General features: G+C 71.6%; 12 protein-coding genes (1 of these 12 cut by a window edge). 8 read left to right on the forward strand and 4 right to left on the reverse strand.

Going from position 1 to position 14,348, the window contains the following annotated elements:
* Positions 1–25: 25 nt before the first annotated feature.
* Positions 26–3,580 carry an SCO5717 family growth-regulating ATPase gene (locus tag ACSU6M_RS25070; protein WP_437072477.1) on the reverse strand — a complete coding sequence of 1,185 codons (3,555 nt, stop codon included), beginning with the start codon at positions 3,578–3,580 and terminating at the stop codon, positions 26–28.
* 287 nt (positions 3,581–3,867) lie between these two features.
* Positions 3,868–4,149, reverse strand: a complete 282-nt coding sequence (locus tag ACSU6M_RS25075; protein ID WP_437072478.1) for a DUF397 domain-containing protein — start codon at positions 4,147–4,149, stop codon at positions 3,868–3,870.
* A gap of 274 nt (positions 4,150–4,423) precedes the next feature.
* Between ACSU6M_RS25075 and rpsO the strand changes: the two genes are divergently transcribed.
* The 5 genes from rpsO to ACSU6M_RS25100 all read left to right on the forward strand — a co-directional run bounded on the left by rpsO (position 4,424) and on the right by ACSU6M_RS25100 (position 9,935).
* Positions 4,424–4,711 carry a 30S ribosomal protein S15 gene (rpsO, locus tag ACSU6M_RS25080; protein ID WP_437072480.1) on the forward strand — a complete coding sequence of 96 codons (288 nt, stop codon included), beginning with the start codon at positions 4,424–4,426 and terminating at the stop codon, positions 4,709–4,711.
* Between the two features lie 346 nt (positions 4,712–5,057).
* On the forward strand, positions 5,058–7,277 hold the full coding sequence (locus ACSU6M_RS25085; RefSeq protein WP_437072481.1) for a polyribonucleotide nucleotidyltransferase: 2,220 nt from the start codon (positions 5,058–5,060) through the stop codon (positions 7,275–7,277).
* The gene (locus tag ACSU6M_RS25090; protein WP_437072483.1) at positions 7,274–8,653 is read left to right on the forward strand and encodes a M16 family metallopeptidase; all 1,380 of its coding nucleotides are present in this window, start codon (positions 7,274–7,276) and stop codon (positions 8,651–8,653) included. The genes ACSU6M_RS25085 and ACSU6M_RS25090 overlap by 4 nt, the downstream gene beginning before the upstream one ends.
* 58 nt (positions 8,654–8,711) lie before the next feature.
* Positions 8,712–9,464 carry a 4-hydroxy-tetrahydrodipicolinate reductase gene (gene dapB / locus ACSU6M_RS25095; RefSeq protein ID WP_437072485.1) on the forward strand — a complete coding sequence of 251 codons (753 nt, stop codon included), beginning with the start codon at positions 8,712–8,714 and terminating at the stop codon, positions 9,462–9,464.
* Positions 9,465–9,482: 18 nt separating this feature from the next.
* The gene (locus ACSU6M_RS25100) at positions 9,483–9,935 is read left to right on the forward strand and encodes a hypothetical protein (protein WP_437072486.1); all 453 of its coding nucleotides are present in this window, start codon (positions 9,483–9,485) and stop codon (positions 9,933–9,935) included.
* Positions 9,936–10,063: 128 nt separating this feature from the next.
* Here ACSU6M_RS25100 and ACSU6M_RS25105 read toward each other — a convergent pair whose 3' ends face one another.
* Entirely contained in the window at positions 10,064–10,618 is a 555-nt protein-coding gene (locus tag ACSU6M_RS25105) for a hypothetical protein (protein WP_437072487.1), read from the reverse strand.
* A 90-nt stretch (positions 10,619–10,708) separates the two neighbouring features.
* Complete coding sequence (locus tag ACSU6M_RS25110; protein WP_437072488.1) at positions 10,709–10,909, reverse strand: hypothetical protein; 201 nt, start codon at positions 10,907–10,909, stop codon at positions 10,709–10,711.
* A gap of 136 nt (positions 10,910–11,045) precedes the next feature.
* On the opposite strand from ACSU6M_RS25110, the gene thyX reads away from it, so the two are divergent.
* The 3 genes from thyX to ACSU6M_RS25125 all read left to right on the forward strand — a co-directional run.
* Positions 11,046–11,780: an FAD-dependent thymidylate synthase gene (gene thyX, locus ACSU6M_RS25115; RefSeq protein WP_437072489.1), complete on the forward strand. Its 735-nt coding sequence runs from the start codon at positions 11,046–11,048 to the stop codon at positions 11,778–11,780.
* A 211-nt stretch (positions 11,781–11,991) separates the two neighbouring features.
* Positions 11,992–12,891, forward strand: a complete 900-nt coding sequence (gene dapA / locus ACSU6M_RS25120; RefSeq protein WP_437072491.1) for a 4-hydroxy-tetrahydrodipicolinate synthase — start codon at positions 11,992–11,994, stop codon at positions 12,889–12,891.
* A 153-nt stretch (positions 12,892–13,044) separates the two neighbouring features.
* Positions 13,045–14,348 carry the 5' portion of a ribonuclease J gene (locus ACSU6M_RS25125; RefSeq protein WP_437072493.1) on the forward strand. It continues 382 nt past the right edge of the window, so only the first 1,304 of its 1,686 coding nucleotides appear in the window; the start codon lies at positions 13,045–13,047; its stop codon lies beyond the right edge, outside the window.

Raw genomic sequence — 14,348 nt, forward strand, 5'->3', positions numbered from 1 at the left:
ACCGGCCGCCCTTGCGTTGCGGCGGCTACTGCTGCGGCGGGTACGGCTGCTGCGGCGGGTAGGGCTGCCCCGGCTGACCGGGCTGCTGCGGCGGGTAGGGCTGGGCGTACGGCTGGCCCGGCTGCGGTGCGTGCGGCTGCGGTGCCTGCGGCTGCTGGGTCGGGTACGGCTGGCCGGGCTGCGGCTGAGGCTGCGGCGCCTGGGGCGGATACGGCTGAGCGGGCTGCTGCGGGTAGGGCTGACCGGCCTGCTGCGGGGAGTGCTGACCCGGCAGGGGCTGGCCCGGCAGCGGCGGGGCGGCGACCGGCGGCGGGTTGCCGTCGCTGGTCCACAGGCCGTGCATCTGCTGGTGCCGGGTGAAGTCCTCGGCGACCAGCGCGGCGAGGTTGAAGTACGCCTCCCGCACCTTCGGCCGCATCATGTCGAGGTCGACCTCGGCACCGGCGGCCAGATGCTCGTCGAACGGCACCACCACGACGCCCCGGCAGCGGGTCTCGAAGTGCTGCACGATGTCCTCGACCTTGATCATCTTGCCGGTCTCGCGGACCCCGGAGATGACGGTGAGGGACCGCGACACCAGGTCGGAGTACCCGTGCGCGGACAGCCAGTCCAGCGTGGTGCTCGCGCTGGAGGCACCGTCCACGGACGGCGTGGAGATGATGATGAGCTGGTCGGCGAGGTCCAGCACCCCGCGCATGGCGCTGTAGAGCAGACCGGTGCCGGAGTCCGTGAGGATGATCGGGTACTGCTTGCCGAGCACATCGATCGCGCGCCGGTAGTCCTCGTCGTTGAACGTCGTGGACACGGCCGGGTCCACGTCGTTGGCGATGATCTCCAGACCGGAGGGCGCCTGCGAGGTGAACCGCCGGATGTCCATGTACGAGTTGAGGTACGGGATCGCCTGGACCAGGTCCCGGATGGTCGCCCCGGTCTCGCGCCGCACACGGCGGCCCAGCGTACCGGCGTCCGGGTTGGCGTCGATCGCCAGGATCTTGTCCTGCCGCTCACTGGCGAGCGTGGCGCCGAGCGCGGTGGTGGTGGTCGTCTTGCCGACACCGCCCTTGAGGCTGATGACCGCGATCCGGTAGCAGGACAGCACCGGCGTACGGATCAGCTGCAGCTTCCGCTGCCGCTCGGCCTCCTCCTTCTTCCCGCCGATCTTGAACCGCGAGGGCGCGGCGGCCGGGCGGCCGCTCTTCGCCTTCTGCTTCTTGTTGTTGAGCAGCCGGTCCGAGGACAGCTCCACGGCCGCGGTGTAACCCAGCGGCGCGGCACCGGGGTTGGTCGGCTGCCGCTGGTCGTGCTGGATGGGCTGAGGCCAGGCGGCACCGGCACGGGGGTCGACGGGGGCGTGGGGGGCCTGCGGGGGCAGGGGGTGCTGGGCGTGCGGCGCCTGCTGGTGCGGGGCCTGCGGGGCCTGCGGGTTCTGCGGGTTGGGCTGGGGCTGCTGCTGGGCCTGCGGTTGCTCCTGCGGGGCGTGGGGCTGCGGCGCCGGGGCCTGCGGCTGGGCGGCTCCCGGCGTCTGCGGCTGTCCGGCTTCCGGCTGGTGCGGCGGCTGGGCCTGCGGGGGAACCGGGGCCTGCGGGGCGGGGGTTGCGTGGGGCGCCTGCTGCGGGAAGCCGTAACCGCCGGGCTGCGCCTGGGCGTTCGGCAGCGGAGCACCGGGCTGCGGGAAGCCGTAACCGGCCTGGGGCGCGGGCGCGGGCTGCTGCGGGAAGCCGTAGCCGCTGTGCTGCGGGCCGGCGGGGGAGGGCGGCGTCGGCTGCGCGGGCGCCTGCGGGGCCGGCTGGTGTGCCTGGGGCGCCGGGGTGCCGGGCTGCGGGAAGCCGTAGCCGGGCTGGGGGGCGGGCGTGGGCTGCTGCGGGAAGCCGTAGCCGGGCTGCGGCTGAGGCTGCGGGGCGCCGGGCGCGGGCGGCTGGTTCCAGGCGGCGGGCGCGGGCTGCGGCGCCTGCGGCTGGAACGACGGCTGCTGGGCCGGTACGGCGGGCTGGTCCGGCGTGGCGGCGGCCGGCTGGGGCTGCGGCTGCGCGGGCGCCGGCGGCACCGACGGCTGCGCTGGCCACTGGGCCGCCGGGGCGGGCGCCGAGGGCTGGTACGCCGGGGGCGTCACCGGCGAGGGGGCGTCCTGCGAGGCGGTGGGTGCCCACTCGGGCGGCCTGATGCCGGGGAGGGCGGGCGGTACGGCGTCCTGGGGCTCGGCGTCCCGAGGCTCGGCGTCCTGCTGCTTGGCGTCCTGCGGCTCGGCGTCCTGGGGCGTCGCGTCGGCCGGTACGGCGTCGGCGGGCTGCGCGTCCGCGGGTACGGCGTCGGCGGGCTGCGCGTCCGCGGGGACGGCGTCCGACGGCTCGTCGTCCTCTATGGCGGCGTCCGCCGGCTCGGCGTCCTCGGGCTCCTCGTCGGCCGGAGCAGCGCTGCTTTCGGCGGCCTCGTCGTCGGGAACGGCGTCCTCGATCTCGCCGTCCGCGTCACGGTCCGCGTCACCGTCCGCGTCGACGTCCGTGTCACCGTCCACCTCGGCGACCGGCTCCTCCTCGGATTCCTCGGATTCCTCGGACTCCTCGGCTTCCTCGGCAGCCGTGGCCTCGGTGTCCTCGGACGCGGCGGAGTCCACGTCGTCGTCGACGCCCTCGGCCTCGTCCGTTCCGCCGGTCTCGTCGGCGGAGGCGCCGCCGATGCCGCCGTACGAGAGGCTGCCGTCCGCCACGCTCTCCGCCGAGGACTCCTCCTCGGCGACCTCGGAGACGGCGTCGGCGCTGCCCTGCTCGGCCCGCTCCGCGATCTCCCGCTTCAGCGCGGCGGCGGAGAAGCGCATGGTCGCACCGCTCTCCAGGTCACCGCTGCCGGCGCCCTCCGCCGGCGACGGGGAACCGGCGGCGGTCTCCTCACCGGCGTCCTCCCGCGGCCGCTGCGGCTCGAACCCGCTCCCGACCGGCAGCTTGGGCACGGCGATCGGGCTCCCCGTCGGCGGGGGCGGCGCCACCGGAACGGCGGGCGGAGTGAAGGCCGCGCCGGGCGCGGGAGCGGGCGGCGTGAAAGAGGCCCCCGGCGCGGGAGCGGGCGGCGTGAAAGGAGCCCCCGGCGCGGGAGCGGGCGGCGTGAAAGGAGCCCCCGGCGCGGGAGCCGGCGGCGTGAAAGGAGCCCCCGGCGCCGGAGCGGGCGGCGTAAAAGGAGCCCCAGGCGCAGGCGCGGCCGGCGCCGGCGGAGTGAACGGCGCCCCCGGAACCGGCGGAATCGGAGGCACGGCCCCCGCCCCGAACCCGGCCCCGGAGCCACCCCCCGACGACACCGCCGCCGCAGAGCTCCCCGAGGCGCCCGAGGTCTCCGCGCTGCCGGAGCCGCCCGCAGCGCTCGCACCCCCGGCGCCCTCAGCACCCGACCCCCCGTCGTCCTGCCCCGAGCCCCCGGCACCCCCCGGTGCCGATTCCTCCCGCGCACCCCCCGACGCGTTCTGCGTGTACCAGGCGGGCGGCGCGTAGTCGATGGTGAACTCGCCCGTCGTCTCGACGGCGGACTCCGCGTCGGGCTGGTCGTCGCCGGGCGTCGCCCAGCCCCCGCGGATCCCGTCCCGATCGCTGCTCACAGTTCCTCCTGGTGTGGTCGGACACCCGTATGCCGTGCCGGGGCGACCATGTCTCGTCTTCCGATGCCGTTCGAGGTCGTTTCCGAGGTCGTCCGATCCACCGGCTCTCCCCCTGGGCGCCGACGCCCGGTCCACGGGTCCGGCGCCACGCCCGGACCCAGCCTAGTCACCGCGTGCCGCGCCCCGGCAGGCCCGGTACACCCCCGAAGGGCATGCCCCGCCCCCGTCGCGGGAAAGCCGACGGGGCGGGGGCCCGGCCCCCGCCCCGTCCCGTGTACCTGCAGCCCTCAGCCGTTCTCGCCCGGCGCCGGCTCCAGGTCGAACTCCCCGTCCCGCGCCCCCAGCACGAAGGCACGCCACTCGGCCTCCGTGTAGCGCAGCACGGTGCCGTGGTCGAGCGAGGACCGCATGGCCACCGCCCCGCCCGGCAGATACGCGATCTCCACGCGCTCCTCGTGCTCCTCGGTGCCCGGCGCGCAGTGCCACTCCACCCCGGAGATGTCCAGCGCGTACAGTTCGTCGCGCTCCCGCTCCTTGCGGGCCTTGATCTCCTCTGCCGTCTCCGCCATACCGACGCGACCCCTTCCCGACGTGCCAACGATCCCGCAGGTCACCCTAGTGGCCGCACACGCGCGCGCGGAGCGGGTTCCGGACCCCCGGCCGAAAGCCCCGCCGCCTGCTGGTACTCTGGGTGACGGCCGTTTGTGTACGCACCCCCGGAGCCCTTGAAGGCCGCTCTGGAGGCCGCGCCCAGCGGATCCCCGCCTCCCGAGTTGTGGAAGCTCCCCCGAGACGAAGACCGGGGGCACTCGGTGGCCACTCAAGGACTATTGAGGAGTACGCGTGTCGCTCGACGCCGCTACGAAGAAGCAGATCATCGCCGAGTTCGGTACCAAGGAGGGTGACACCGGCTCCCCCGAGGTCCAGGTCGCTCTGCTGTCGCGTCGGATCTCCGACCTGACGGAGCACCTGAAGGCCCACAAGCACGACCACCACTCCCGTCGTGGTCTGCTGATCCTGGTCGGTCAGCGTCGCCGCCTGCTGCAGTACCTGGCGAAGAAGGACATCCAGCGCTTCCGTGCGCTGGTCGACCGCCTCGGTATCCGCCGCGGTGCGGCGGGCGCCAAGTAAGACGCCCTGAAGGGAGCGGTTCCCGGGAAGATCGGGACCGCTCCCTTTGCCGTACGTGCGGAAATGTTTGCCGTATGTGCGGGAACCCTTGCCGTACGTGCGGGAACGTGCGCACTGTCACTGCCCCTTTGTAGTGTGGTAGCACAACGCAATACGTACGACACAGCACGACAAGAAGAAGAGGAGAAGCGCACCTAGCCGCCGCCGGTCCTCGGTAGTGGCCCCCGGGGGGAAGCGAGCCCCGGGTGCTTCGATCGAAGACCGGCCCGCACCGACGGAGCGCTTCTCCACCATCGTCCCCCTGCCACACGGGCAGCACCGGGACGAAGACGAGGAGAAATTGCTAGTGGAGAACGAGACCCACTACGCCGAGGCCGTCATCGACAACGGCTCCTTCGGCACCCGCACCATCCGCTTCGAGACGGGCCGCCTGGCCAAGCAGGCCGCCGGCTCCGCCGTGGCGTACCTGGACGACGACACCATGGTGCTGTCGGCCACCACCGCCTCCAAGCAGCCCAAGGACCAGCTCGACTTCTTCCCCCTGACGGTGGACGTCGAGGAGCGGATGTACGCCGCCGGCAAGATCCCCGGCAGCTTCTTCCGCCGCGAGGGCCGGCCCTCCGAGGACGCGATCCTCACCTGCCGTCTGATCGACCGCCCGCTGCGCCCGTCCTTCAAGAAGGGCCTGCGCAACGAGATCCAGGTCGTCGCCACGATCATGGCGCTCAACCCCGACCACCTGTACGACGTCGTGGCGATCAACGCCGCCTCCGCGTCCACGCAGCTGGCCGGTCTGCCCTTCTCCGGCCCGATCGGCGGCGTCCGCGTCGCGCTGATCCGCGGTCAGTGGGTGGCGTTCCCGACGCACACCGAGCTCGAGGACGCCGTCTTCGACATGGTCGTCGCGGGCCGCACCCTGGAGGACGGCGACGTCGCGATCATGATGGTCGAGGCCGAGGCCACCGAGCAGACCATCAAGCTGGTCGAGGGCGGCGCCGAGGCGCCGACCGAGGAGATCGTCGCCGCCGGTCTGGACGCCGCGAAGCCCTTCATCAAGGTGCTCTGCAAGGCCCAGGCCGACCTCGCCGCGAAGGCCGCCAAGCCGACCGCCGAGTTCCCGATCTTCCTGGACTACCAGGACGACGTGTTCGAGGCGCTGACCGCCGCGGTCAAGCCCGAGCTCGCCCAGGCGCTCACCATCGCCGGCAAGCAGGAGCGCGAGTCCGAGCTGGACCGCGTCAAGGCGCTCGCCGCCGAGAAGCTCCTGCCGGAGTTCGAGGGCCGCGAGAAGGAGATCTCCGCCGCGTACCGCTCGCTCACCAAGCAGCTGGTCCGCGAGCGCGTGATCAAGGAGAAGAAGCGCATCGACGGCCGTGGCGTGACGGACATCCGTACGCTCGCCGCCGAGGTCGAGGCCATCCCGCGCGTGCACGGTTCCGCGCTGTTCGAGCGTGGCGAGACCCAGATCCTGGGCGTCACCACCCTCAACATGCTCCGCATGGAGCAGCAGCTGGACACCCTCTCCCCGGTGACCCGCAAGCGCTACATGCACAACTACAACTTCCCGCCGTACTCCACCGGTGAGACCGGCCGCGTCGGCTCCCCGAAGCGCCGCGAGATCGGCCACGGCGCCCTCGCCGAGCGCGCGCTCGTGCCGGTGCTGCCGACGCGCGAGGAGTTCCCGTACGCGATCCGTCAGGTGTCCGAGGCCCTCGGCTCCAACGGCTCGACGTCCATGGGCTCGGTCTGCGCCTCCACCATGTCGCTGCTGAACGCCGGTGTGCCGCTGAAGGCCCCGGTCGCCGGTATCGCCATGGGTCTGATCTCTCAGGAGATCGACGGCGAGGTCCACTACGTCACCCTCACCGACATCCTCGGTGCGGAGGACGCCTTCGGTGACATGGACTTCAAGGTCGCCGGCACGAAGGAGTTCGTGACCGCCCTCCAGCTGGACACCAAGCTGGACGGCATCCCGGCCTCCGTGCTCGCCGCGGCCCTCAAGCAGGCCCGCGACGCGCGTCTCCACATCCTCGACGTGATGATGGAGGCCATCGACCGGCCCGACGAGATGTCCCCGAACGCGCCGCGGATCATCACCGTGAAGATCCCGGTCGACAAGATCGGTGAGGTCATCGGCCCCAAGGGCAAGATGATCAACCAGATCCAGGAGGACACGGGCGCCGAGATCACGATCGAGGACGACGGCACCATCTACATCGGTGCCGCCGACGGCCCGTCCGCCGAGGCCGCCCGCGCCACGATCAACGGCATCGCCAACCCGACGATGCCCGAGGTCGGCGAGCGCTACCTGGGCACGGTCGTGAAGACGACCACCTTCGGCGCGTTCGTCTCCCTGCTGCCCGGCAAGGACGGTCTGCTGCACATCTCGCAGATCCGCAAGCTGGCCGGCGGCAAGCGCGTGGAGAACGTCGAGGACGTGCTCGGCGTGGGCCAGAAGGTCCAGGTCGAGATCGCCGAGATCGACTCGCGCGGCAAGCTCTCCCTGATCCCCGTGATCGAGGGCGAGGAAGGCTCCGAGGCTGACAAGGACGACGCCGACAAGTGACGTCGAGTAGCTCCCAGGCGACGGCCCGCACCTCTTCGGAGGCGCGGGCCGTCGCCCGTACCCAAACCCTGATCAAGGGCACCAACGGCATCGGCACCGTCCGCAAGACCACTCTCCCGGGCGGCCTGCGCATCGTCACCGAGACCCTGCCCTCGGTCCGCTCCGCCACCTTCGGCATCTGGGCCCACGTCGGCTCCCGCGACGAGACCCGCGCGCTGAACGGCGCCACGCACTACCTGGAGCATCTGCTCTTCAAGGGCACCGCCAGGCGCAGCGCCCTGGACATCTCCTCAGCCCTCGACGCGGTCGGCGGCGAGATGAACGCGTTCACGGCCAAGGAGTACACGTGCTACTACGCGCGCGTGCTCGACGCCGACCTGCCGCTCGCCATCGACGTGGTCTGCGACATGCTGACCGGCTCCCTGATCCGCGAGGAGGACGTCGACGTGGAGCGCGGCGCCATCCTCGAAGAGATCGCCATGACCGAGGACGATCCGGGCGACTGTGTGCACGACCTGTTCGCGCACACCATGTTCGGCGACAACTCCCTCGGCCGCCCGGTCCTCGGCACCGTCGACACCGTCAACGCCCTGACCGCCGACCGCATCCGCCGCTTCTACAAGAAGCACTACGACCCCACCCACCTGGTCGTGGCCTGCGCCGGCAACATCGACCACAACAAGGTCGTACGCCAGGTCCGCGCCGCCTTCGAGAAGGCCGGCGCCCTCAAGGACCCGGCCGCCCAGCCCATCGCCCCGCGCGACGGCCGGCGCACCATCCGCACCGCGGGCCGCGTCGAGCTGCTGGGCCGCAAGACCGAGCAGGCGCACGTGGTCCTCGGCATGCCGGGCCTGGCCCGCACCGACGACCGCCGCTGGGCCCTCGGCGTGCTCAACACCGCGCTCGGCGGCGGCATGTCCTCCCGCCTGTTCCAGGAGGTCCGCGAGAAGCGCGGCCTGGCCTACAGCGTGTACTCGTACACCTCCGGCTTCGCCGACTGCGGCCTGTTCGGCGTCTACGCCGGCTGCCGCCCCTCCCAGGTGCACGACGTGCTGAAGATCTGCCGCGACGAACTCGACCACGTCGCCCGGCACGGCCTGACCGACGACGAGATCGACCGCGCCATCGGCCAGCTGCGCGGCTCCACCGTCCTCGGCCTGGAGGACACCGGCGCCCTGATGAACCGCATCGGCAAGAGCGAGCTGTGCTGGGGCGAGCAGATGTCGGTCGACGACATGCTCGCCCGGATAGCGGCGGTGACCCCGGACGACGTCCGCGAGGTGGCCGGCGAGATCCTGGGACAGCGGCCCTCGCTGTCGGTCATCGGCCCGCTCAAGGACAAGCAGGCGGCCCGGCTGCACGACGTCGTGGCCTGACGCCTCCCCTGAGCACACCCCCGTACCGCTTCGGAACAGACGTAAGGAAGCAACTGAGATGAGCAAGCTGCGCGTGGCGGTCCTCGGCGCCAAGGGCCGGATCGGCTCCGAGGCGGTACGGGCGGTCGAGGCCGCCGAGGACATGGAGCTGGTCGCCGCCCTCGGCCGCGGCGACAAGCTGGAGACCCTGGCGGAGACCGGCGCCCAGGTCGCCGTCGAACTCACCACGCCCGACTCGGTGCTGGCCAACCTCGAGTACTGCGTCGGCCACGGCATCCACGCCGTCGTCGGTACGACCGGCTGGACCGACGAGCGCCTCGCGCAGCTCAAGGACTGGCTGGCCGCCTCTCCGCAGACCGGCGTGCTGATCGCGCCCAACTTCTCCATCGGCGCCGTCCTGACCATGAAGTTCGCGCAGATCGCCGCGCCGTACTTCGAGTCCGTCGAGGTCGTCGAACTGCACCACCCGAAGAAGGTCGACGCCCCCTCCGGCACCGCCACCCGCACCGCCCAGCTCATCGCCGAGGCCCGCCGCGCGGCGGGCACCGCCCCGGCGCCGGACGCCACGGAGACCGCCCTGGACGGCGCCCGCGGCGCGGACGTCGACGGCGTCCCCGTCCACTCCGTCCGTCTGCGCGGCCTGCTGGCCCACCAGGAGGTCCTGCTCGGCGGCGAGGGCGAGACCCTCACCGTCCGCCACGACTCCCTGCATCACAGCAGCTTCATGCCGGGCATCCTGCTCGGCGCCCGCCGGGTGGTGACGACTCCGGGCCTCACCTTCGGCCTGGAGCACTTCCTGGACCTGGGCTGACCCGAAGGACCGCACGACATGCGCGCGAAGATCACCTACGCCATAACGGCCGCCGTCCTGGTCGTCTACTTCGTCCTGGTCGGCAGCCGTGGCGTCATGCTCATCGGGACCGGCACGCCGATCGCCGTCGCCTTCGGGGTGGCGGTGCTGATCCTGCCGGTCATCGGCCTGTGGTTCCTGTGGAAGAACACCCAGTTCGTCCGCAGGGCCAACGCCCTCGCCGCCGAGCTGGACGCGGAGGGCGGCCTGCCGGTCGACGAGCTCAGGCGGCTGCCCAGCGGCCGTATCGACCGTGACTCCGCCGACGAGGTCTTCGCCCGCCGCAAGGCCGAGACGGAAGCCGCCCCCGACGACTGGCGCACCTGGTTCCGTCTCGCCGTCGCCTACCACGACGCCCGCGACACCCCGCGCGCCCGCAAGGCCATGCAACGCGCCATCGCCCTCCACGACGGCCGCCCGGCCCGGGTCTGACCGCCCGCGCCCACCGTCCGACGAGGGCACCGGTACGCCGAAGGGGCCGGCCCGCATCCACCGCGGGCCGGCCCCTTCGCACGCCCGTCTCGACCGCCGCGACCGCCGCGACCGCCGGTCGGCCGCTCTCAGGACCGTCCGTACTCCGCGCCCCAGGTCTCCACCGTGTCCGCCGCCCGGTCGAACGCCTCGAAACGCCCGAGGAAGTCCGCGCTGTGGGTGGTCAGCAGCGCAGGCGGCTCGGAGCCGCCCCGGTCGCTGCGCTCCAGCACCAGCGCCTGCCCCTGCACCGTGCGCGGCAGCCCGAGCCAGCGCACCGGCTGCTGGACCGTGCGCAGCGCCGTGACCTGCTCCCAGCCGACCGTACGCGTCACGAAGAAGCCCACCTGGCGCAGTCCCCGCGCGCTCACCCAGACCCCCACGCGCAGCAGCCGCAACGCCCCCGCGATGATCACCAGCGCGAGCCCGAAGACGACCCCCGCACCCCCGAAGGTGCCGGTCAGGGCGATGACGACGGCGGCGAACAGCACATACGAGGCCAGCAGCAGCGCCACCGCGGCCGCACCGACCCGCCACGGGCCCGGCCGGTAGGGGCGCCGCCAGCGGTCACGGTCGTCGAAGGGCAGCGCGACATCGTCCGCAACCTCGAAAGCACGGTCGGCCGTCAGGAAGGGCAGGGGCACGGCTGGTCCTCACTCGCTCCACGCAGTTGCTGTGCCCGGTGAGGCTATCGACCTGTGTCCCCTGTCACCACCTTCGGGGGTCCGATGGAGTCAGCGCGCCTGTGCCGCCTGCGACTGCTGTGTCCCGGCGGACTGCTCCACGGACAGCGCCGGCATCCCGAGGACCAGCGCACCCACCAGCGCGCCGACGATGGTGGCCCCCAGCAGCCAGCGCCCGGCTATCTGGCCGACGGACGCCCGCTCGCGCACAGGGGGAGCGACATTGCTGCTGAACCTGTCCTGACCGGACATCAGGTGTACCTCTCCCTTCGGAGACAGAACGGATCTTTCTCATCCGTAGAGACGAACGAACCGCCTCAAAGGTGCCCGCCTCCCGGTGGGTAGAGTGGCGTCGCCACACCACGAGACGGGAAAGGCCCCACCTACCGTGATCCCCGAGGACGACTTCCAGATCGAGTTCCGCAGCGATGTCAGCGTGGAGTTGGTGAAGCACAGCGCGGCCGACACCGACGTCCTGTTCGCCGCCCGCGTCTCCACGCTCGGGGAGCAGTCCCTGGACGAGCTGCAGAAGGACCCGGAGCGTTCGAAGGGACTGATCAACTTCCTCATGCGGGACCGCCACGGCAGCCCGTTCGAGCACAACTCCATGACGTTCCTCGTCAGCGCCCCGATCTTCGTCTTCCGCGAGTTCATGCGGCACCGCGTCGGCTGGTCCTACAACGAGGAATCGGGCCGCTACCGGGAGCTGCAGCCCGTCTTCTACGTGCCGGACACCACGCGCAAGCTGGTCCAGGAGGGCCGGCCGGGCAAGTACCAGTTCGTGCAGGGCACCCCCGAGCAGTACAAGCTCACGACCGAGGCGATGGAGGACTCCTACCGCCGGGCGTACCGGACGTACCAGGAGATGCTCGCCGCCGGCGTCGCCCGCGAGGTCGCCCGTGCGGTCCTGCCCGTCGGCCTGTTCTCCTCGATGTACGCCACCTGCAACGCCCGCTCCCTGATGCACTTCATCGGCCTGCGCACCCAGCACGAGCTCGCCAAGGTGCCGTCCTTCCCGCAGCGGGAGATCGAGATGGTCGGCGAGAAGATGGAAGCCGAGTGGGCGAAGCTCATGCCGCTGACCCACGCCGCCTTCAACGCCAACGGTCGCGTCGCCCCGTAGCGCACACCCGTTTCACCATCCGGGACAGATGTACGGATCAGCCGCGCGAAGTGTCCGTATTGCGGCATTTGGAGAAGTTCATCTAGCCTGATCAAACGGACCCGGCACTGCTTGAACCCCCGAGCAGGCAGTGCCGGGCTCCGCATTTGTCCTGACTTATCCGTCCCCCCGAGGGCAGACCGCGCCTTGAGCAACGAGTAGCGTGTAACCCATGGCTCCGACCTCCACTCCGCAGACCCCCTTCGGGCGGGTCCTCACCGCCATGGTCACGCCTTTCACGGCGGACGGCGCACTCGACCTCGACGGCGCACAGCGGCTCGCCACCCACCTGGTGGACGCAGGCAACGACGGCCTGATCATCAACGGGACCACCGGCGAGTCGCCCACCACCAGCGACGCGGAGAAATCGGACCTCGTACGAGCCGTACTGGAGGCGGTCGGCGACCGCGCCCACATCGTGGCAGGCGTCGGCACCAACGACACCCACCACAGCATCGAGCTGGCCCGCGCCGCCGAGCGAACCGGCGCCCACGGCCTCCTCGTCGTCACGCCGTACTACAACAAGCCCCCGCAGGAGGGCCTGTACCGGCACTTCTCGGCCGTCGCCGACGCCACCGGGCTGCCGGTCATGCTCTACGACATCCCCGGCCGCAGCGGCGTCCCGATCGAGACCGAGACCCTCGTCCGCCTCGCCGAGCACCCCCGGATCGTCGCCAACAAGGACGCCAAGGGCGACCTCGGCCGCGCGAGCTGGGCCATCGCCCGCTCCGGCCTCGCCTGGTACTCCGGCGACGACATGCTGAACCTCCCGCTGCTCTCCGTCGGCGCGGTCGGCTTCGTCTCCGTCGTCGGCCACGTGGTCACCCCCGACCTGCGGGCCCTCGTCGACGCCTTCGTCTCCGGCGACGTCCAGAAGGCCACGGAGATCCACCAGAAGCTGCTCCCCGTCTACACCGGCATGTTCCGCACCCAGGGCGTCATGACCACCAAGGCCGCGCTCGCCCTCCAGGGCCTGCCCGCCGGACCGCTGCGCGCCCCCATGGTCGAGTGCTCGCCGGAAGAGGTGGCCCAGCTCAAGATCGATCTTGCCGCCGGCGGGGTACAGCTCTGACAACGGACTTCGCGCCGCCCCGGCGCGCGCACAGGCTTCACAACTGAATAGCGGGCCACCGGTGCCCGCACCCCACAACAACTGCTACTGCACGAACGTCACGCTGCGCCACGTGCCCGACCGGTACGTGGCGCGCGTGGTGAGGAGAGTCTTTTGAGTCATCCGCACCCTGAACTGGGCCCGCCCCCGCCGCTCCCCGAGGGCGGCCTGCGGGTCACCCCGCTCGGCGGCCTCGGCGAGATCGGCCGCAACATGACGGTCTTCGAGTACGGCGGCCGCCTGCTGATCGTCGACTGCGGAGTGCTCTTCCCCGAGGAGGAGCAGCCCGGAATCGACCTGATCCTGCCGGACTTCTCGTCCATCCGTGACCGTCTCGACGACATCGAGGGCATCGTCCTCACCCACGGCCACGAGGACCACATCGGCGGCGTCCCCTTCCTGCTCCGCGAGAAGCCGGACATCCCGCTGATCGGCTCCAAGCTGACCCTCGCCCTGATCGAGGCCAAGCTCCAGGAGCACCGCATCCGCCCGTACACCCTGGAGGTGGCGGAGGGACACCGCGAGCGCATCGGCCCCTTCGACTGCGAGTTCGTCGCGGTCAACCACTCCATCCCGGACGCCCTGGCCGTCGCCATCCGCACCCCCGCGGGTATGGCGGTCCACACCGGCGACTTCAAGATGGACCAGCTCCCGCTGGACAACCGCCTCACGGACCTGCACGCCTTCGCCCGCCTCAGCGAGGAGGGCATCGACCTCCTGCTGTCGGACTCCACGAACGCGGAAGTGCCGGGCTTCACCCCGCACGAGCGGGACATCTCCAACGTCCTGCGCCAGGTCTTCGCGGGCGCCCGCAAGCGCATCATCGTGGCCAGCTTCGCCAGCCACGTCCACCGCATCCAGCAGATCCTGGACGCCGCCCACGAGTACGGCCGCCGCGTCGCCTTCGTCGGCCGCTCCATGGTCCGCAACATGGGCATCGCCCGCGACCTCGGCTATCTGAAGGTCCCGGCCGGCCTGGTGGTCGACGTCAGGACGCTGGACGACCTCCCGGACCACGAGGTGGTCCTGGTCTGCACCGGTTCCCAGGGCGAACCGATGGCCGCGCTGTCGAGGATGGCCAACCGCGACCACCAGATCCGTATCGTCGAGGGCGACACGGTGATCCTGGCGTCCTCGCTCATCCCCGGCAACGAGAACGCGGTCTACCGCGTGATCAACGGCCTGACCCGCTGGGGCGCCAACGTCGTCCACAAGGGCAACGCCAAGGTCCACGTCTCGGGCCACGCCTCCGCGGGCGAGCTGCTGTACTTCTACAACATCTGCCGCCCGAAGAACCTGATGCCGGTCCACGGCGAATGGCGCCACCTGCGCGCCAACGCCGAGCTGGGCGCCCTGACCGGCGTCCCACACGACCGGATCGTCATCGCGGAGGACGGCATCGCCGTCGACCTCATCGA

Origin of the sequence: Streptomyces sp. enrichment culture (genome assembly GCF_964272895.1) — a bacterium.
Lineage (GTDB): Bacteria > Actinomycetota > Actinomycetes > Streptomycetales > Streptomycetaceae > Streptomyces.

What these genes read in the sequence shown, in the direction of transcription:
- ACSU6M_RS25075 (WP_437072478.1), bottom strand. Translation starts at nt 4,149, where the DNA reads ATGGCGGAGACGGCAGAGGAGATCAAGGCCCGCAAGGAGCGGGAGCGC.
- dapB (WP_437072485.1), top strand. Translation starts at nt 8,712, where the DNA reads ATGAGCAAGCTGCGCGTGGCGGTCCTCGGCGCCAAGGGCCGGATCGGC.
- ACSU6M_RS25100 (WP_437072486.1), top strand. Translation starts at nt 9,483, where the DNA reads ATGCGCGCGAAGATCACCTACGCCATAACGGCCGCCGTCCTGGTCGTC.
- ACSU6M_RS25110 (WP_437072488.1), bottom strand. Translation starts at nt 10,909, where the DNA reads ATGTCCGGTCAGGACAGGTTCAGCAGCAATGTCGCTCCCCCTGTGCGC.
- dapA (WP_437072491.1), top strand. Translation starts at nt 11,992, where the DNA reads ATGGCTCCGACCTCCACTCCGCAGACCCCCTTCGGGCGGGTCCTCACC.